Origin of the sequence: Xanthomonas sp. WHRI 10204 (assembly GCF_040202875.1) — a bacterium.
GTDB lineage: Bacteria > Pseudomonadota > Gammaproteobacteria > Xanthomonadales > Xanthomonadaceae > Xanthomonas.
Genome location: NZ_JBEGDW010000002.1, coordinates 453,380 through 471,468, shown reverse-complemented (window position 1 = coordinate 471,468; position 18,089 = coordinate 453,380). Strand labels below are relative to the sequence as shown.

General features: G+C 65.5%; 16 protein-coding genes. All 16 read right to left on the bottom strand.

The window, feature by feature from the left end:
• Positions 1–40: 40 nt before the first annotated feature.
• Positions 41–2,446, bottom strand: coding sequence for an outer membrane protein assembly factor BamA (gene bamA / locus ABQZ00_RS12770; RefSeq protein ID WP_323517278.1), 2,406 nt, complete (start codon positions 2,444–2,446; stop codon positions 41–43).
• 82 nt (positions 2,447–2,528) lie between these two features.
• The gene (gene rseP, locus ABQZ00_RS12765; RefSeq protein WP_323538166.1) at positions 2,529–3,875 is read right to left on the bottom strand and encodes an RIP metalloprotease RseP; all 1,347 of its coding nucleotides are present in this window, start codon (positions 3,873–3,875) and stop codon (positions 2,529–2,531) included.
• A 26-nt stretch (positions 3,876–3,901) separates the two neighbouring features.
• Positions 3,902–5,092, bottom strand: coding sequence for a 1-deoxy-D-xylulose-5-phosphate reductoisomerase (locus ABQZ00_RS12760; RefSeq protein WP_323538167.1), 1,191 nt, complete (start codon positions 5,090–5,092; stop codon positions 3,902–3,904).
• A 2-nt stretch (positions 5,093–5,094) separates the two neighbouring features.
• On the bottom strand, positions 5,095–5,922 hold the full coding sequence (locus ABQZ00_RS12755; protein WP_055845131.1) for a phosphatidate cytidylyltransferase: 828 nt from the start codon (positions 5,920–5,922) through the stop codon (positions 5,095–5,097).
• The gene (gene uppS, locus ABQZ00_RS12750; protein ID WP_055845128.1) at positions 5,919–6,680 is read right to left on the bottom strand and encodes a polyprenyl diphosphate synthase; all 762 of its coding nucleotides are present in this window, start codon (positions 6,678–6,680) and stop codon (positions 5,919–5,921) included. The genes ABQZ00_RS12755 and uppS overlap by 4 nt, the downstream gene beginning before the upstream one ends.
• Before the next feature lie 17 nt (positions 6,681–6,697).
• The gene (frr, locus tag ABQZ00_RS12745) at positions 6,698–7,255 is read right to left on the bottom strand and encodes a ribosome recycling factor (protein ID WP_055845126.1); all 558 of its coding nucleotides are present in this window, start codon (positions 7,253–7,255) and stop codon (positions 6,698–6,700) included.
• Positions 7,256–7,454: 199 nt separating this feature from the next.
• Positions 7,455–8,177 carry a UMP kinase gene (gene pyrH / locus ABQZ00_RS12740; protein WP_046963035.1) on the bottom strand — a complete coding sequence of 241 codons (723 nt, stop codon included), beginning with the start codon at positions 8,175–8,177 and terminating at the stop codon, positions 7,455–7,457.
• 106 nt (positions 8,178–8,283) lie between these two features.
• A complete protein-coding gene (locus ABQZ00_RS12735; protein WP_115553379.1) occupies positions 8,284–9,807 on the bottom strand; it encodes a sensor domain-containing diguanylate cyclase in 1,524 nt (507 codons plus the stop codon).
• 281 nt (positions 9,808–10,088) lie between these two features.
• Positions 10,089–10,967 (bottom strand): translation elongation factor Ts, encoded by an 879-nt coding sequence (gene tsf, locus ABQZ00_RS12730; RefSeq protein WP_115553380.1) that lies wholly within the window; start codon positions 10,965–10,967, stop codon positions 10,089–10,091.
• A gap of 170 nt (positions 10,968–11,137) precedes the next feature.
• The gene (gene rpsB, locus ABQZ00_RS12725) at positions 11,138–11,989 is read right to left on the bottom strand and encodes a 30S ribosomal protein S2 (protein ID WP_115512133.1); all 852 of its coding nucleotides are present in this window, start codon (positions 11,987–11,989) and stop codon (positions 11,138–11,140) included.
• 314 nt (positions 11,990–12,303) lie between these two features.
• Positions 12,304–13,011 (bottom strand): fimbrial biogenesis chaperone, encoded by a 708-nt coding sequence (locus tag ABQZ00_RS12720; protein ID WP_323538168.1) that lies wholly within the window; start codon positions 13,009–13,011, stop codon positions 12,304–12,306.
• Between the two features lie 2 nt (positions 13,012–13,013).
• Positions 13,014–13,340: a hypothetical protein gene (locus ABQZ00_RS12715; RefSeq protein WP_055845111.1), complete on the bottom strand. Its 327-nt coding sequence runs from the start codon at positions 13,338–13,340 to the stop codon at positions 13,014–13,016.
• 48 nt (positions 13,341–13,388) lie between these two features.
• Positions 13,389–14,423, bottom strand: coding sequence for a Csu type fimbrial protein (locus ABQZ00_RS12710; protein ID WP_323538169.1), 1,035 nt, complete (start codon positions 14,421–14,423; stop codon positions 13,389–13,391).
• Positions 14,420–16,768 carry a fimbria/pilus outer membrane usher protein gene (locus tag ABQZ00_RS12705; protein ID WP_323538170.1) on the bottom strand — a complete coding sequence of 783 codons (2,349 nt, stop codon included), beginning with the start codon at positions 16,766–16,768 and terminating at the stop codon, positions 14,420–14,422. Before ABQZ00_RS12705 ends, ABQZ00_RS12710 begins: the two co-directional genes overlap by 4 nt.
• Before the next feature lie 16 nt (positions 16,769–16,784).
• On the bottom strand, positions 16,785–17,552 hold the full coding sequence (locus tag ABQZ00_RS12700) for a fimbrial biogenesis chaperone (protein WP_323538171.1): 768 nt from the start codon (positions 17,550–17,552) through the stop codon (positions 16,785–16,787).
• A gap of 8 nt (positions 17,553–17,560) precedes the next feature.
• The gene (locus ABQZ00_RS12695) at positions 17,561–18,085 is read right to left on the bottom strand and encodes a Csu type fimbrial protein (RefSeq protein WP_161556490.1); all 525 of its coding nucleotides are present in this window, start codon (positions 18,083–18,085) and stop codon (positions 17,561–17,563) included.
• Between the last annotated feature and the right edge of the window lie 4 nt (positions 18,086–18,089).

The window sequence follows — 18,089 nt, the reverse complement described above, 5'->3', positions numbered from 1 at the left end:
GCGGCCCGACCAGTCGGGCCGCCATTGTTTTGCGTGCGTCTTAGAACTGGCCGCCGAAGGTGAACTGCAGGCGCTCGATCTCGTCGTTGTCTTCCTTCTTCAGCGGGAACGCGTAGCTGATCGAGATGGGGCCGACCGGGGCGCGCCACAACAGCGCCACACCGGTGGAGGCGCGCAACTCGTTGGCCTTGAAGTTGTCCACGCCGCTGTACACGTTGCCGAAGTCGAAGAACGCGGAGATGCGCGCCGACGGGCTGTCGAACAGCTTCGGGAAGTACATTTCCACCGAACCGACTGTCTTGAACGACCCACCCAGCGGCTGACCGCGGGTGAAGCCGTTGATGGCTTCCGAACGCGGGCCCAGGGTGTTGTCTTCGAAGCCGCGCACCGAGTTGGTACCGCCGGCATAGAAGTTCTCGTAGAACGGCAGCCCGGTGGCGGTAACGCTACGCAGGCGGTTGCTGCCGTCGCAGGCCTGCTCGGTCAGGGTCGCGTTGTTGACGACACCGCAGACGTCGCGCGTGCTGTCCTTGCCGTAGCTGTCGCCGTAGCCCAACTCGAAGCGCGTGTTCAGCACCAGCGCCGGGATAATCGGCCAGTAGTTGGAGATCTGGTAGTTGAGCTTGTAGTACTCGACAGTGGAGCCGGGCAGGGTGGTTTCCAGGCCGACGCGCTGGTACATGCCGCGGGTCGGCATGAAGAAGTCGTTGCGGGTGTCGCGCGCCCAGCCGAATTCGGTGCGCACGGCTTTGAAGGTGTCTGTGCCGACAGCCCGGATGTAGTCCACGATCGACTGCGGCGTGGTGCCCTGGAAGGTGGTGATCTGGTTGCTGTCCACGCCAATCATCGCCGACACGGTGTCGTTCTCGGTGATCGGCACGCCGAACACCACCTGCGCCGAGCCGTTCTGGCTATTGAACTGCGCAGTGTTGAAGTCCGAGTAATCCAGCGAGCGCCACGACAGGTTGTAGCCCAGCGACACGCCATCGTCGGTGAAGAACGGGTTGGTGTAGGAGAACGCGTAACGCTGCTGGAAGGTGCTGCGCGAGGCTTCCACCGCCACCCGGTTACCGCCGCCCAGGAAGTTGTTCTGCGACAACTGCACCGAGGTGGTCACGCCGAAGCTTTGCGAGTAACCCAGGCCGAACACGAAGCTGCCGGAAGTGGTTTCCTTGACGTCGTAGATCACGTCCACCTGGTCGTTGCTGCCAGGCACCGCCGGGGTTTCCACGTTCACCGACTCGAAGTAGCCCAGGCGCTGCAGACGGATCTTGGAACGGTCGATCGCAGCCTGCGAATACCAGGTGTTTTCGAACTGGCGCATTTCGCGGCGCAACACTTCGTCGGAGGTGCGGCTGTTGCCCTTGTACAGGATGCGGCGCACGGTCACGCGCGGGCCCGGCACCACCTGCAGGTTTACCGCAACGGTGCGGTCCTCGCGGTTCGGCGTCGGAAGCGGGTTGACCTTGGCGAACGCGTAACCGACGTTGCTCAGCGTGTTGGTGATCGCATCGGAGGTGTATTCCAGCAGCGCGCGCGAGAAGATATCGCCGGCCTTGGGAATCACCAGGCGCTCGATATCGGCCTGCGGCAGCACCGTGTCGCCGGTGACCTTGATGTCGGAAATCTTGTACTGCTCGCCCTCGGTGACGCCGGCGCTGACGAACATGTCGCGCTTGTCGGGGCTGATGGCCACCTGGGTGGAGTCGATGCTGAAGTCGACATAGCCACGGTCCAGGTACCAGGAGTTGAGCTTCTCCAGGTCGCCGGACATCTTTTCCTTGGAGTACTGGTCGTCGCGGCGATACCACGAGGCCCAGTTGTGCTCCTTGGATTCCCAGTTTTCCAGGATGTCTTCGTTGGCGAACTTTTCGGTACCGATCAGGTTGACGTGACGGATCTTCGCCGCCTTGCCTTCCTTGATCGCGATGGCCACATCGACGCGATTGCGGTCCAGCGGGCTGACGGTCGGAGTGATCTCGACGTTGTACTTGCCGCGGTTGTTGTACTGACGGGTCAGTTCCTGGGTCACGCGGTCCAGGCTCAGGCGATCGAAGGTGCCGCCTTCGGTCAGGCCGATATCGCCCAGGCCCTTGAGCAGCTCTTCGGACTTGATGTCCTTGTTGCCGGTCACGGTGAGCTTGTTGATCGCCGGGCGCTCCTTGACCGTGATCACCAGGATGTTGCCCTGGCGGTCCAGCTGCACGTCTTCGAAGAAGCCGGTGCGGTACAGCGCCCGGATCGAGTCGGCCACCTTGGTGTCGTCCACGGTGTCGCCGCGGTTCACCGGCAGATAGGTGAACACGGTGCCGGAAGCGATGCGCTGCAGGCCGTCGACGCGGATGTCGCTGGCAACGAACGGCTCTGCGGCCAGGGCAACGGCTGGCAGGCTGAGGCCGGCGGCAAGAGCGAGGGCAAGCAGGCGGCGAGTGGGAAGACGCGTCATGTCACATCCGGTTGGAGTCGATTCGGGTGTTGCTGGATGCCGACGTATGACGACGACAACAGGCGGAAAGAGTGGAGCAATTTCATCGTGGAACCAGGCCGAGGATGTCGTTGTAGAACGCCAGTCCCATCAACCCGGCCAGGACCGCCAGGCCGACATATTGCCCGGCAATCATGGCCCGTTCGCTGATCGGGCTGCCCTTGACCAACTCAATAAGGTAATACAGCAGATGCCCACCGTCCAAGATCGGGATGGGCATCAGGTTGATGATCGCCAGGCTGAGCGACAGCAAGCCCAGAAAATACAGGAACCAGTCGAGCCCGCGTTCGGCAGAGGCGTTGGCGGCGCGGGCAATCGTGACCGGGCCGGAAATGTTCTTGACCGAGGCCTGGCCGGTCAGCATGCGCTTCATCATGCCCAGCGAATCGGCGGTCATCTTGCCGGTTTCGCGGATGGCTGCCGGCACCGCAGCGAAGATGCCGTATTGCTGGCGACTATCGTATTCCGGCGCCGGCGCGGCGGCGGGGCGGACCCCGATCATCCACTGGCCTTGCGGCGATTTGCGCGGTGCTATTTCCAGCGCCAGGCGGTCTTCGCCGCGCGCCACTTCGATCATGCCCGGCCCGCCGTGCGCGCCCAGCGCCTGCACCTGCGGAATGATGTCCTGGGCAGAGCGGATCGGCTGGCCATCGATGGCCACAATGCGATCGCCCGGCTTGAGCAGGCCGTCGGCCACCGAGCCGGGCACGACCTCGGCAATCACCGGCGGCTGCAACATGAACCGCCAGCCGATGCCGGCTAGCGATGCCACCCGGCGCTCGTCGAAACCGACCGGCAGTTGCGAAAGACGCAAGGTGTGCTCGCCGTTGCCGCCACCCTCGGCGGCGGTGCGCAGCTGGATATCGCGCCGATCCATGGCCGCAGTGGTGAGCTGCATGCTGGCATCGCTCCAGCTGCTCACGCTGCGTCCGTCGATGCGCACGATGCGCTCGCCCGGTGTCAGCCCCGCTTCGGCGGCCAGACCATCGGCGCGGCCGACGGTGGCCGAATAATCCTGCTTGCCGACCACGAACATCGCCCACAGCATCGCCATGCACAGCAGCAGATTGGCGATCGGGCCCGCCGCGACGATGGCAATACGCTGCCACACCGTCTTGCGATTGAAGGCCTGATCCAGTTCGGCCGGGTGCACGTCGCCTTCGCGCTCGTCGAGCATCTTGACGTAGCCACCTAGCGGGATCGCGGCCACCACAAACTCGGTGCCGTGGCGGTCGCGGCGCATCCACAGCGGCTTGCCAAAGCCCACCGAAAACCGCAGCACCTTGACGCCGCAGCGGCGCGCGACCCAGAAGTGTCCGAATTCGTGGAATGTCACCAATAGACCCAGGCTGACGATCATCCACCAGACCGAACCGATGAAATCACCCATGGATGCAACTCGGCTGCGTGGATCGATCAAGCATGATGGGTGTAGTTGGCGAGGGCGCGTTCAGTGATTTGCCGGGCTTGCGCATCGGCAAAAAGCAGGGTGTCGAGGGAGTCGGCATTGTGCCGTGAGAGCGTTGTCAGCGTGTGTTCGACCAACGCAGGGATCGCTAGGAAACCTATTTGGCCCTGAAGAAACGCTGAAACAGCCACTTCGTTGGCCGCGTTCAGGATCGCCGGCGCGGTTCCGCCGGCGCGCAAAGCTTCCCAGGCCAGGTGCAGGCAGGGAAATGCATCGGTGTCGGGCGCCTCGAAATCCAGGCGGCCCTGTTGCAGCAGATCCAGTCCCGCCACGCCCGATTCCACCCGCTCCGGCCACGCCAGACCGACTGCCAGCGTGGTGCGCATGTCCGGCAGACCAAGCTGGGCCAGGGTGGAGCCGTCGACGAATTCCACCAGCGAATGCACCAGGCTTTGCGGGTGTACCAGCACGTCGATCTGCTCGCCGGGCAGGCCAAACAGATGATGCGCCTCGATGACTTCCAGGCCCTTGTTCATCAGGGTGGCCGAGTCCACCGAAATCTTCGGGCCCATCGACCACCTCGGGTGCGCAACCGCCTGCGCGGGCGTCACTGTCGCCAGCGCGGTGCGATCCCAGCCACGGAACGGGCCACCGGATGCGGTCAGGACCACACGACGCACGCCGCGGCTGGCGTCGCACGAGCGCAGGCATTGGAAGATGGCGCTGTGTTCGCTATCGATCGGAATGATTTCCGCGCCCGCCGCAGCAGCGGTGCGGGTCAGCAACTCGCCGGCCAGCACCAGCGATTCCTTGTTGGCCAGTAGCAGGCGCTTGCCGGCGCGGGCGGCAGCCAGGGTCGACGGCAGGCCGGCGGCGCCCACGATGGCAGCCACCACGGTGTCGCAGGCATCGCTGCCGGCCAGCGCATCCAGCGCCGCGGTGCCGGCGTGCGCCTGGGTGGCGAGGCCGGCGGCACGCAAGCCGTCACGCAGGGCCGGGTAAAGCGCCTCGTCGGCAATCACCGCATGCGCTGGCCGATGCGTGGCGCACAGCGCCAGCAAGGCGTCGACCTGGCGGCCCGCAGAAAGCACGCTGGCGCGCAGCCGCTGCGGATGACGGGCGATCACGTCCAGTGCCGACGTACCGATCGAGCCGGTCGCGCCGAAGATGGCGACCTGGCGGGGAGAAGAGCCAGCCATGCTTAGAATCCGAGAATTTCCTTGCCGAGTGCGAACACCGGCAGGGCGGCGAGCACGCCATCGATGCGATCCAGTACGCCGCCGTGGCCGGGAATCACCGTGCCCGAGTCCTTGGCGCCGGCGTGGCGCTTGAGCAGGCTCTCGAATAGATCGCCGAGCACCGACGCCAGCACCGCCACCGCCGCGACCAGGACCAACTGCGGCACATGCGCCAGGGTCAGCCCGGCCAGCCAGCCGAAGGCGCAGGCCACCGCGATGCCGGCAACCATCCCGCCGAGCAGGCCTTCGATGGTCTTGTTCGGACTGATGCGCGGTGCCAGCTTGTGCTTGCCGAACGCACGTCCGGCGAAATACGCGCCCGAGTCGGCCGCCCAGACCATGGTCAGGGCGGTCAGCAGCCACAGGTTGCCCTTGTCCGGGTTGGCGTGCAGCAGCACCAGCGCGGCCCAGGCGGGAAGCACCGCCAGGGTGCCGGCCGCCAGTTTGAGCGCGCGCGCCTGACCGTTGCCATGATCGGCACCGAAGGTGAAAAAGCGCAGCCACAGCAGCGCCAGCACCCACCAGGCCACGCCCACCAGGGCGGCGATCTGGAACAGCACCATCGAGCCGGCCGACGCCCACACCATCAGCACCATCAGCAGCAGATTGAGCATCAGCAGCACGGTGCGCGGCAGACTGTCGTCGATGCCGGAGAGCTTGAGCCACTCCCACAGGCCGGTCAGGAACAGAATCGCTGCCAGCGCCGCCAGCCATTGGGTGGGCAGCAGCACGATCGCGCAGATGGCGAGCGGCGCCATGATCAGCGCAGCAATCACGCGGGTCTTGGTCATGCGGAGGAGATCTCCGTCGCCTTGTCGGCGATCTGGGCACTGGTCAGGCCAAAGCGGCGTTCGCGCCCGGCATAGTCGTCCAGCGCCTGCTGCAGCACGCCGGCATCGAACTCCGGCCACAGGGTTTCGGTGAACCACAACTCGGTATAGGCCAGCTGCCAGAGCAGGAAATTGCTGATGCGGGTATCGCCACCGGTACGGATGAACAGATCCGGCGCCGGCAGGTCGGACAGTGCGACGCGGCTGGACAACAGGGCCTCGTCGATCTGATGCGGTTGCAGGCGGCCGGCCGCCACCTCTTCGGCCAGCGCACGTGCCGCCAGCGCGATGTCCTGGCGGCCGCCGTAACTGGCCGCGATGCTTAGCACCAGGCGCGCATTGCCCGCGGTGCTGCGTTCGGCAGCGGCCATGCGGTCGCGCAACGGCGCTGCGAAGCGATTGCGCTCGCCGATGAAACGCACCTGCACGCCACGCCGTTGCAGTTCTTCGACCTCGCGGTCGAGCGCATGCAGGAACAGCTTCATCAGCGAATCGACTTCCTCCTGCGGGCGGCCCCAGTTTTCGCTGGAGAACGCGAACAGGGTCAGCGCCGACACGCCCTTTTCCAGGCAGAAATCGATGGTGCGATTGACCGCCCGCGCACCGGCGCGATGGCCGATCATGCGCGGACGTCGCCGACGCTGCGCCCAACGCCCGTTGCCATCCATGATGATGGCAATGTGGCGCGGGACTGCGTCGGTAGAAGGGACTGGATGCATGGCAGGTGTTGCCACGATCAGACCGTCATCAATTCCTGTTCCTTGCCCTTGACGACCTCATCCACATCCTTGATGGCCTTGTCGGTCAATTTCTGGATGTCGTCTTCGGCGGCACGGGCTTCGTCTTCGGTGACCTTCTTGTCTTTCAGCAGATCCTTGACCTGCTGATTGGCATCGCGACGGATGTTGCGGATGGCGACCTTGCTGTCTTCGCCTTCGCCATGCACGGACTTGCTGAGCTCCTTGCGGCGCTCCTCGGTCAGCGGCGGCAGGTTAAGACGGATCACGGTGCCCACCACGGTCGGGGTCAGGCCCAGATCCGAGGCGTACAGGGCTTTTTCCACGTCCTTGATCATGCCCTTGTCGAACAGGCTGATCACCAGCGAGCGGCCTTCGGACACGCTGATGCTGGCAACCTGATTGAGGGGGGTGTCGGTGCCGTAGGCCTTGACCTTGATGCCGTCCAGCAGCGCCGGCGAAGCGCGGCCGGTACGCACGGTGGTCAGTGAATGGCGCAGAGCATCGATGCTCTTGGTCATGCGCGCCTGCGCGTCTTGTTTGATCTGGTTGAGCATCGCCGGAATCCGTGTGGAGCTGAATCCGGGGATTATAGCCGGGACTGGGGTTTCACGACTCGCCGGCCTACATGAGCCGGCGCAGCCGGTTCACCTGCCTGGCGCGTTCACGCCAGGCGCTGCGGTGGATCGGACACGAGCGGAGCGCCCGATCCACGCTGTGACGAATCACAAATCCCGATTTTCTAATCCGAAAAACTCAGCTACGGCCCTGCACCAAGGTGCCGATCTGCTCGCCGCGCAGGATGCGCAGCAGCACGCCGGGCTCGCTCATGCCGAAGATGCGCAGCGGCAGATCGCTGTCGCGTGCCAGCGCGAAGGCGGCGGTGTCCATCACTTCCAGGCCCTGCATGATGACTTCGTCGTAGGTCAGGCTGTCGTAGCGCACCGCATCGGTGTGCTTCTTCGGGTCCTTGTCGTACACGCCATCGACCTTGGTTGCCTTGAGCAGCAGGTCGGCACCGATTTCGATCGCACGCAGCGCCGCGCCCGAATCGGTGGTGAAGAACGGGTTGCCGGTGCCGGCGGCGAAAATCGCGATACGGCCCTTTTCCAGGTGACGCATGGCGCGGCGACGGATGAAATCTTCGCAGACGTCGTTGATCTTGATCGCGCTCATCACGCGCACCTTGGCGCCGAGCTTTTCCAGCGCGTCCTGCATGGCCAGCGCGTTGATCACGGTGGCGAGCATGCCCATGTGGTCGCCGGTGACGCGGTCCATGCCGCTGGCGGCCAGGCCGGCGCCGCGGAAAATGTTGCCGCCGCCGATCACCAATGCGACCTGTGCGCCGGCCTGCTGCGCTTCGATCACTTCATGGGCGAGGCGGTTGATCACCTTGGGATCGATTCCGTAATCCCCGTCTCCCATCAGCGCCTCCCCGGAAAGTTTGAGAAGAATGCGGCGATAGGAAAGTTCGGACATGGGGGAGACCTCGGGGGTGGGGGACGACAAACGCCGGCAATTCTAGCGGAAGCGTGCCACCGGGCGTGGTAAAAATTCCTTTGTCGTCATCGAGGTGACGTGCCGCTCAGTGCGCCCGCGGGTTCGGTGGCGTCGGAACATCGGTCGCATCGTAGGCGGTGACGCGGTTGCGGCCGCGATGCTTGGAGCGGTACAGCGTGCTGTCTGCGGCCTGCAACAGGTGTTCGATACTTTCGAACTGGCGCTCGATGCCGCCATGCGTGGCCAGGCCCGCAGAGAAGGTGATGTGCAGCGGGCCGCCCTGCAGTTGCGCCATCGGCGTGCGCGCGGTTTCGGCAAGGATGCGCTCGATCACCATCAACGCCGCATCGGCAGGCGTGTTGGGCAGGATCACCAGAAATTCTTCGCCGCCATAGCGTGCCACCAGGTCGCTGGTGCGCACCATGCGTTGCAGCGTCTGCGCAAAGTTGCGCAACACCTCGTCGCCGACCAGGTGGCCGTGCGCATCGTTGACGCGCTTGAAATCGTCCAGATCGATGAAGGCGATCGACAGCGGCCAGGCCTGCCGTGATGCCAGTTCGAACTCATGCGCCAGCGCGGTGCCGAGCTGATGCCGATTGAACACACCGGTCAGCGCATCGCGGCTGGCCTGCTCGGCCAGATGACGCATGCGGTTTTCCGATTCGTCGGCATGGCGGCGCGCTTCGGCCACATCCTGCAATTCGCGCAGGCTGCGCAGCAGGGCCAGCTCGCGCGCCTGCTCGAAGATCAGCTGGATGTGCTCGGGTTGCGGCACGCGGATGTCGAATAAGGCTTCGAGCTCGGGCAAGGATTCGGCGATGCGTTCGATCACTTTTTCGAAGCGTTCGGCATCCAGTTCCAGCACGTCCTGCGCCTGGCGCTGCGCATGCTCGGTGGCGGTGGCCGCGCTGGCGGAGAGCCAGATGTCGGCCAGACGTCCGGACAGCGCGACGCAGGCCATGAAGGGCTCCAGGCCTGACGGTTCTTCTTCGCTTTTCGCGATCGCGTTCTGCAGGTAGTGCGGTAACTGCCACTGGTGCGCAAGCCAGGCGCCGATTTCGGCGTGGGTGGCACCCAGGTGTTCGCGTTCGGCATCCAGCAGCGATGCGTTGTCGGGCGCCTGTTCCAGCAGTGGCGCATACAGCTCGGGTGCGCCTTGCAGCAGTGCCAGCTTGCCGATGTCCTGCAGCAGGCCGGCCAGCATCAATTCTTCGGGTTTGCGGATGCCATAGGCCTGACCCAGGATCCGACTGGCCAGCGCACATAGCCCGGCACGACGCCAGATGCGCTCATGCAACGGGTGCGCGACGAAGGTGCTGCGCACGCCGTGCACCATCGAAAATCCCAGCGCCAGGCTCAGGGTCGCGTTGAGGCCGAGCATGGTCAGCGCCTGGCCGAGGTTGTCGACACGGCGGCGGCTGGCGTACAGCGGTGAGTTGGCCACGCGCAGCATGCGTGCGCTCAGGGCGATGTCCATGCCGATGACTTTCGCGGTGGTGGTCATGTCCACATCCGGGTCCTGCGCCAGCTCGATGATGCGCAGCGCGACGCCGGGCGGCGATGGCAGGTTACGGCAGTAGTGCAGGGCGGCCTGGAGATCTGGTTGCATGAGTCATCGCCAACAGTGAACGCAAGCATACAGCTGCGTTCGGTGAGTTTGAGCACGCCACGGCTCGCAGTCGCTGCGCTGGAACGCATGCGTGAGGGGTGCTGAGAGTCTGGTTGGCATCTAGGCTTAGCGGCACGGCCGACAACATCTATAGCGTCGAGGCCGGTTGCAGGCACCACGGATGTGTGTGCTTCAGTTTCGCGCGCTTCGATGCAGCGCGGATTGGCAGGCAAAAAAAAGCCGCGGCATGGCCGCGGCTTTTTTTCACGCTGTGGCGAAGATCAGGCCAGACCGGCCTGCTTCATCACTTCGGCGGCGTAGTCTTCCACCACCTTCTCGATGCCCTCGCCAACGGCCAGGCGCTGGAAGCCGATCACGTCGGCACCAGCGGCCTTGACGGCCTGCTCGACGGTCTGATCGGTGTTCAGCACATACGGCTGGCCGTACAGCGTGACTTCGTTGACGATCTTGCTGATCTTGCCGCTGATGATCTTTTCCAGGATCTCGGCCGGCTTGGACTTGTCCTTTTCGGACATCTTGGCCAGTTCGATTTCCTTTTCCTTGGCGACAAACTCGGCCGGGACGTCGGATGCCTTGACGTGCGGCGGGTTCATTGCGGCGATGTGCATGGCAATGCCGCGTGCCAGCTCGATGTCGCCACCCTTCAGCTCGACCAGCACGCCGATACGGCCGCCGTGCACGTAGGCCGCGACGTTGTTGGCGCTGTCGATACGGGCCAGGCGACGCACCTGCAGGTTCTCGCCAACCTTGGCGATGACCGCAGCGCGACGCTCTTCGATGGTCTCGCCGCTGTCCAGCTTGACGCTCTTCAGCGCTTCGGCATCGGCGACGTCGGAGTTCAGTGCGGCGTTGGCCACGACCTCGGTGAAGGCCAGGAAGTTCTCATCCTTGGCGACGAAGTCGGTCTCGGAATTGACTTCGACCAGCACGGCCTTGCCGCCGGCCTGTGCGGTGGCGATGCGGCCTTCGGCAGCAACGCGGTCGGCCTTCTTGTCGGCCTTGGCCAGACCCGACTTGCGCAGCCACTCGGCAGCGGCATCGATGTCGCCAGCGTTTTCGACGAGTGCTTTCTTGCACTCCATCATGCCGGCGCCGGTGCGCTCGCGCAGTTCCTTGACCAGGGAAGCAGTGATTTCCATGGAATTACCTCGTATGGACGAATGCGTACGGCGGAAGTGTTCCGCCAGTGAGGAGACGGTGCAGCGTGCGGGCCGCCCCCGTAAAAATCTTTGGTGGCCTCAGCGACGGGTCGCGATGGACCCGTCGGGGCTGCGGCCGCCCAGCATGGAGCGGCCGCATTGCATGCCGATTACTCGGCAGCCGGTGCTGCAGGTGCTTCAGCTGCTGCCGGTGCCGCAGCAGCGGCCGGTGCGTCGGCCTTCTTCTCGGCGGACTTCTTGGCCGGGGCACGACGGCCCTTGCCTTCGTCGCCGGCGTCAGCCGAGAACTCTTCTTCGCGCACCGACGCCGAGTTCGGCGCAGCAGCCTTGCCTTCCAGCACGGCATCGGCAGCGGCACGTGCGTACAGCTGCACGGCGCGGATGGCGTCGTCGTTACCCGGGATGGCGTAGTCGACCAGGGCCGGATCGTAGTTGGTGTCGACCACGGCGATCACCGGGATGCCGAGCTTCTTGGCTTCCTTGATGGCGATGTCTTCATGGCCGATGTCGATCACGAAGATCGCGTCGGGCAGACGGTTCATTTCCTTGATGCCGCCCAGCGACGCGTCCAGCTTTTCGCGCTCGCGACGCAGGCCCAGCACTTCGTGCTTGACCAGCTTTTCGAAGGTGCCGTCGGTTTCAGCGGCTTCCAGTTCCTTCAGGCGGGCAACCGACTGCTTGACGGTACGGAAGTTGGTCAGCGTGCCGCCCAACCAGCGCTGGGTCATGAACGGCATGTTGCAACGCTCGGCTTCTTCCTTGATCGACTCGCGCGCGCTGCGCTTGGTGCCCAGGAACAGCACGGTGCCGCGCTTCTGCGCGATCGAGGAGAGGAAGTTCATCGCGTCGTTGAAGAGCGGGACGGTCTTCTCGAGGTTGATGATGTGGATCTTGCCGCGCGCGCCGAAGATGTACGGCGCCATCTTGGGGTTCCAGTAGCGGGTCTGGTGGCCGAAATGGACGCCGGCTTCCAGCATCTGACGCATGGTGACCTGAGGCATTGAAAAAACTCCTGGTAGCGGAATCGCCGTGCGCAGCTGTTGTTTGAAGTCAGCGCAGGGAGTGCGAGCGCTGCGAGAACACTCGCATCAAACGCACAAGATTCCGGGGTTGGGCTTCCCTGTTGCCTCCGCGACGAACCCTTGTGAGGGCACCCCGGCACGGATGGCGGCAGCAGGTGTGGATTCGTCGGTGACGTCCGACGTGGACGGCGCGATGCGGCAAAGACGCAAAACAGCCGGCGGAGTATAGCCGGCCGGGCCGGTCGTATGCAATGTGCACTGCCGGCATCGCCCGGACTGGCGGGCGAGGGGACTCAGGGCTGCAGTGCGAGCGTGGTTTCGGTATCGCTGTTGACGCGGGCCACGAAGCGTCCCAGATCGGCGGACAGGGTTGCCGGCAGCGCCCATTGCCGGGTCTGGCCGGGCAGCACATAGCCGGCCAGATCGTTGCCGATGCTGTGCCGGGTACCGCCGGCATCAATAAAGGCCAGGTCAGCCAGGCGGGCGTGGTGCACGCCGGCGTTGTGGATGCGCAAGCTGCGGCCGCCGCCCTGGCCGGACAGCGTCGCCTGCAGCTGCGGGTGCAACTCGCCCGGCTCGCTGGGCATCGCAAACACCGGCGTGGAATATCGCAGCAGCTCGGTTTCATCGCCCACGGCATGTTGGGTCACTACCAACCGATAGCTATCTTCGGTCCGAGCCGGGCTAGGGCCGAGGCGGATGACCCGTAACAGCTGGCGGCCTTGCGCCGGGATTTCGAACTGACTGGGGCTGACGGTGGCGCCGACGGCCGGTTCCAATACTTCGCGCCCGCCGTCCTGGCTCCAGCGGTAAAGCTTGGCATCGGCGCGCCACGGTTGCGCCGCCTGGTTGTACAGCCAGACCGCCGCCTGGTCGCTATCGGCCGGGATGTGCGCGGTGGTCGGGGCGATGGCGATCTCGGCAGCGACAGCGCTGCCGCTAGCGGCCATGCATAGCAGGCCCAGGATCAGCCAACTGCAGCGCGGGCGGGTGGCGGCCATGCTCAGAACGCGATGGTGGTGATGCGCGTCGCACCGCTGGGCGCAGGCCCTGCAAGTGCGCTGGCGTCCTGGCCAGTGCTGGTGGTCGACGGGGTGTTGACGTTGCGCGACGGCTGCGCAACCGCGACTGGCGTGCCACGCGAGCAGCTGGCGCGCGGCGGGGTCGTGCGCAGCTCGCAACCGCTGAGCAGGCGCAGGCCGATGTGCAGGCTGGAGTTGTCCGGGCCGCGGTTAGTGGACGCAGTTGCGGCAGCGGCGCTGCAAGCGAGGGCGACCAGCGTGAAGCACTTCAGGAAGGTGACCGGCGTCATGAAGGCAATCGTTTGCATTGGAGTCGTTACAAATAGCGACGCCCCCGAAGCGAACTTAATTAACGGTCAGTAAGTGATCGAGACAGTCACCGTGTCGGTATAGGCCCCGGCGATGGGTAGCTGCGGCGCCGGCGCGCGGCCATAGACCGTCACCGTCTGCGCGACCCCGTTGCCGGTGCCGGCCAGGGTATCGACCCCGACCGTGGTGCCCCAGCGGTTGCTGCGGCCCGAGTCCTTGTAGAGCTCGTAGGTGATGAAGTTGGCGCTGCTGGCGTGGCGCATCCGTCGGGTGCCGCCGCTGGCGTTGACGCCGACGTCCAGGCCGATGTTCCAGGCGGTGCGGTTGGTGCAGGCCAGGCTGATGGTCGAACTGCGGTCGATCTGGGTGTCGATGCTGCCGGCGATGCTGCCGAAATCCAGATCGGTGGTGACATAGGTATTGCAGCGCGCCGGCACATCGGCCGAGGCGGTGAACGGAAATGCATTGCTGGCGGTCTTGGCGCCGCTGCCGCCCGTGTTGCAGCTGGCCGGCGGCTGGATGCCGCCGATGATGCTTTCGTTGTAAGCGTAGCGCATCACCGTATCGGCGCCGCCGAAGCTGCTGGTGTGGTTGCCCACCGACAGCGTCTGGCTGCCTGGAATGCGTCCGTAGAAGGTGACCGTGGTGGTCTGCGAGCCGCCGACCAGGATCGGTACCGAATAGGCGAAACTCAGTACCAGCGGCGACGGCGTGCTCGATCCGGTGGCGCCCCAGACCTGCGTGCGTGCCGCGTCGCTGTAGATCTGATAGCTCAACGCATCGCTGGTGGCGTTGAGCATGCGGCGCGGCGTATACACGCCTGCGCTGGCACTGCCGGGCCCCAGGTCCAGGCACAGCGTCACCCGCGCCTGGCCCAGCACGCTGAGCGCGGTGGTGGCGCAGGACACGTTGAAGCTCGCGACCGCATCGGTGGCGCCATTGGCGGCCACGTTGCCGAAGGCCAAGGGCGTCCCCAACGTCACCGTGCAGGTGGTATCGGCATGCGCCGGCTGGCTGGGCGTCAGCCACAGCAATGCAAGGCTCAGTACAAGCAAGGCCCGCCAGAGCGCCTGCACGCTCATGGCGTCGGCTCCGCGATGCAGCGCAACGGGCCGACCCGCGGAATGCGGCCAGCGTCGGCCGGATACGCGAACTGCGCGATGCAGCGGCCCTCCGGCAATTCCACCAGGATGCGGTTGTCGTTCTGCAGATTGTCCAGATAGGTTTCGCCGTCGTAGCCGACCACCACGCGTTCGGCATCGCCTTCGCGTTGCGCCACGCTGCCCACCGGCACCGGCGCGCCATTTGCGTCGTGCAAGACGATCACCGCAGCCCGCACCCGGGTGATGCCGAAGCGCACTGCCACACCGGATTGCTGGCGCGGCGTCACCGTGGTGTCGACCCGATCCACGCGCAGGTCCGCCGGCAGGCTCAGCGTGTCGATCGATAGCTGATTGCGCTGCCACGATTGCAGCGGCGTCACCAACAAGGTGCCGCGTGCATCGGTGACCCCGATCAAGCGGTTCTCCAGCCGTACCGGAATGCCGGCCTGGCCGTCGGTGGACACCACCGCAAACGCGTCCTGGACGTCGCGCGCCGCAAAACTGCGGCCGTCCATCCACACCAGGCTGCCGCTGGCGCTGGCATAGCCGAACTGGTCGCCGTCCTGGGTGGCCGCGCCGAAGTTGTAGCGGCCGATGCGGTTCAACCAGCCCAGCTCGGCCAGCCCGCCGCTGGCATCGTCGCCCGCGCGTGCCTGCACGCGCCAGCCGATGCCGCCCAGGTCGCCGTCGCCGGGTAGCGGCTGGCTGACATCGGCCACAAACCCGGTGCGATTGCCGTTGCGCTGCATCGACGCGCTGGCCTGGCGCAATTCGCCGAAGGTGGTGGACAGCGACAGATACAGGCTGCGGTCGCTGCGGATATCCAGGTTCTGATTGCCCGACAGATTGGCGGCCCAGTTGCGCCCGAAGCTGCGCGACCAGAACACGCTGGCATAACGCGAGGTGTCGCCTTGCGGATAGCTCAGGCGCACGTAGCTGGTGCCCAGCGAGCCGATCGGGTCGGCATTGACGCCGAATGCGGCGCGGTCGCTGACACGCGCCGGCAGGCTGCCCTGCAACGCGCCGAGGTCGCGGTAATCGCCGTGGGTGCGCTGGGTGCCCAGATTCACGTTGAAACGCCGGTTGTTCCAGGCGTAGCCCAGCACAGACTGGCCGCCACGCAGCGCATGCATCCTGCTGTGTGCGTAGGCTGCATTGAACACGCCGCCAGCGCCGAGCAACCACACCCCGCCTGCGCCGGCATTGATCACGCCGCCGCCGGCTTCGGTGTGCGCCTCAATGGTGAAGTCGTCGCGCAGGCCCTTGCGCAAGCTGGCGCTGGCGACCAGCTGCGAGGCATAGGAAAACGAACGCACGCCATAGTCGCGGCGAAGATGGCCGATGCCTGCCGACCACTCGGAAATGCCGCGCGCCAGCAGTTGCGGCGTGCCGTAAAACGCGAAGTCCAGCCGACGCACCCGGCCGAAGGCATCGGTCACCACGATCTGCGCCTGCCCGGTGCCGCTGATGCCCGGTTGCGCGGCCAGTTGAAACGGCCCGGCCGGCACCTGGCCGCTGTATTGACGCAGGCCATCGACATACAGCTCCACCGTGGAGGGCACCGCCGCTTCGCCCAGAAAGCTGGGCGTCGGGGTCAGCACGCGATAGGGCTGCAGCGCGTAATTGCGGCCGATCTGCACGCCGCCCAGCCGCAGCGAACGGCTCCAGTCGACGAAGCCGCTGTAGAAATCGCCCACCCGCAGGCTGGTGGCGCTGTCGGGGAAATCCATCTGCCAGGCGCTGTCCAGGCGCACCGCCTCGCTGCGCCAGCGTTGGTCCTGCGGGCGGTCGTAGGCCAGAAAAATGGCCGTGGTATCGACCATGCCGCGGCCCAGGCCGAAGCCGCGCAGTTCGGTGGCCAGCGACATGCTGCTGGAACCGGCATTGCGCGTGGCATAGAAGTCGTAATTGAGCAGCATGCCCGGCGATGCGGTGGCGCTGGGCGGGGCGGCTTCTTCGGCCTTGAGTACGGTGGTGGACAGCGACAGCTGCGCCAGCGGTACCTGCAGCGCGAGCCGCTGCAGCGCGGCGTCGTAGCGCACTTCCACATCGGGTAGCCGATCCAGATCGACCAATTCGCCGGGCAGGCGATCGGCCAGGATGAAGCCGAGTTTGCGCAGCGTTTCCACCGAGCCACGCAAATGGCCGTCGACCAGCTCAAAGGGCGCCAGGCCGCGATCGGCCTGATTCAAGGTGACGTCCAGATACAGCGACTGCGGTTGTGTGGCGGCGCTTTGCGCAATCTGGTCGGGCAACGATGCGACATCGGCGAGATCGCCGGCCATGGCGTTCGCCAACCCGGTGGCGGTCGCAAGCAGGGTCATCGCCAGCCGGGCCGTATCACGGCGCCGTGGGCGCGGCCAACAAGGTGCGTTCGTCAGCCTCACCATTGATCCTCGCGACGATGGAGCCGCGGCCGAACTGCGCCAGCGGTGCGCCCAGCGACCAGCGCATGGTCTGGCCCGGTAACACGTAGCCGACCAAGCCGTTCAAGGTGGTCTTGGTTGCGCCATCGACCCGGTGCTGCAGATCGGCGACCTGCGCATGCCCGGAGCCGCTGTTGCTGATCTGGATCTGCGCATTGCCGTCGGTGCCGGCGATTACCTGCGCGCTCAGGGTGGGCGTGGGCTCGGCCTTGCCGGGTGGCAGGACGAAGATCGGCACCGAGTAGCGCAGCACGAACTGCATGCCCTTGCGATCGGCATCGGCGCTGGGCAGTTCGTCGACGATGATGCGGTAGCAGAGCTCCTGGCGACTGGGCGCAGGCCCGGCGCGGATCACGCGAATCAGTTGGCGCTCGCCTGCAGCCAGGGTGCGCATCGGTGGGCTGATCAGGATTTCCTGGGTCGGATCGAGCTGGTCCTGCCCATCGCGCTGGGTCCAGCGATAGGCGCGGGTCTGCACCTGCACCGGTGCGCCGCCACTGTTGCTCAGCCATAGGCCGTCGGCGGTCTGTTCTGCGCTCAGGGTCAGCGAGGTCGGCGCCAGCTGCAGGCTGGCCGCCTGCGCAGGCGGCAACAGCCAGACGCAGCTCAGCGACAGGCTCAGGGCGAGTCCCAGCGGGACCAGCCACGCACGGAGGCGCGACGGCAGCTGTTGCGATGGCATGCGTGAGCTCAATAGACGATGGTCGCGGTGATCGTGTCCTGGTAGCTACCAGTCGCGGCGTTGTTGACCGACGGATTGGTCACACGACCGTAGACCGGGTAGACCTGGTTGATGCCGGTGGCGGTGCGGCTCAGGGTGTTGGTGCCGGTGGTGCTGCCCCAGACCGTGCTGCGGCCCAGATCCTGATAGAGCTGATAGGCGATGAAGTTGTTGGTGGTGACCAGTGGGTCGGCGTTCTTCATGCGGCGGGTGGTCACATCGTTAGAGGTGCCCGCGTTGCTGCCCGCGCTCAGCGCGATGTTGTAGGGCGTCAATGCGGTGCATTGGGCGGTCACGCTGCCGTTGGCATCGGCGTTGGCGGTCGAGGTGGAGAGCACCGAACCGAAGTCGACGTCCGTGGCGGAAGCGGCGGTGATGGTGCAGGCCTTGGTGACGGCGATCTTGACGTTGAAGGTGGTTGTATCTGCTGCCGTCGCCATGCCGATGGTCGAGAGCAGGCCGATGGAGAGCAGGACAGGGCGGACAGTGCGCATGGAC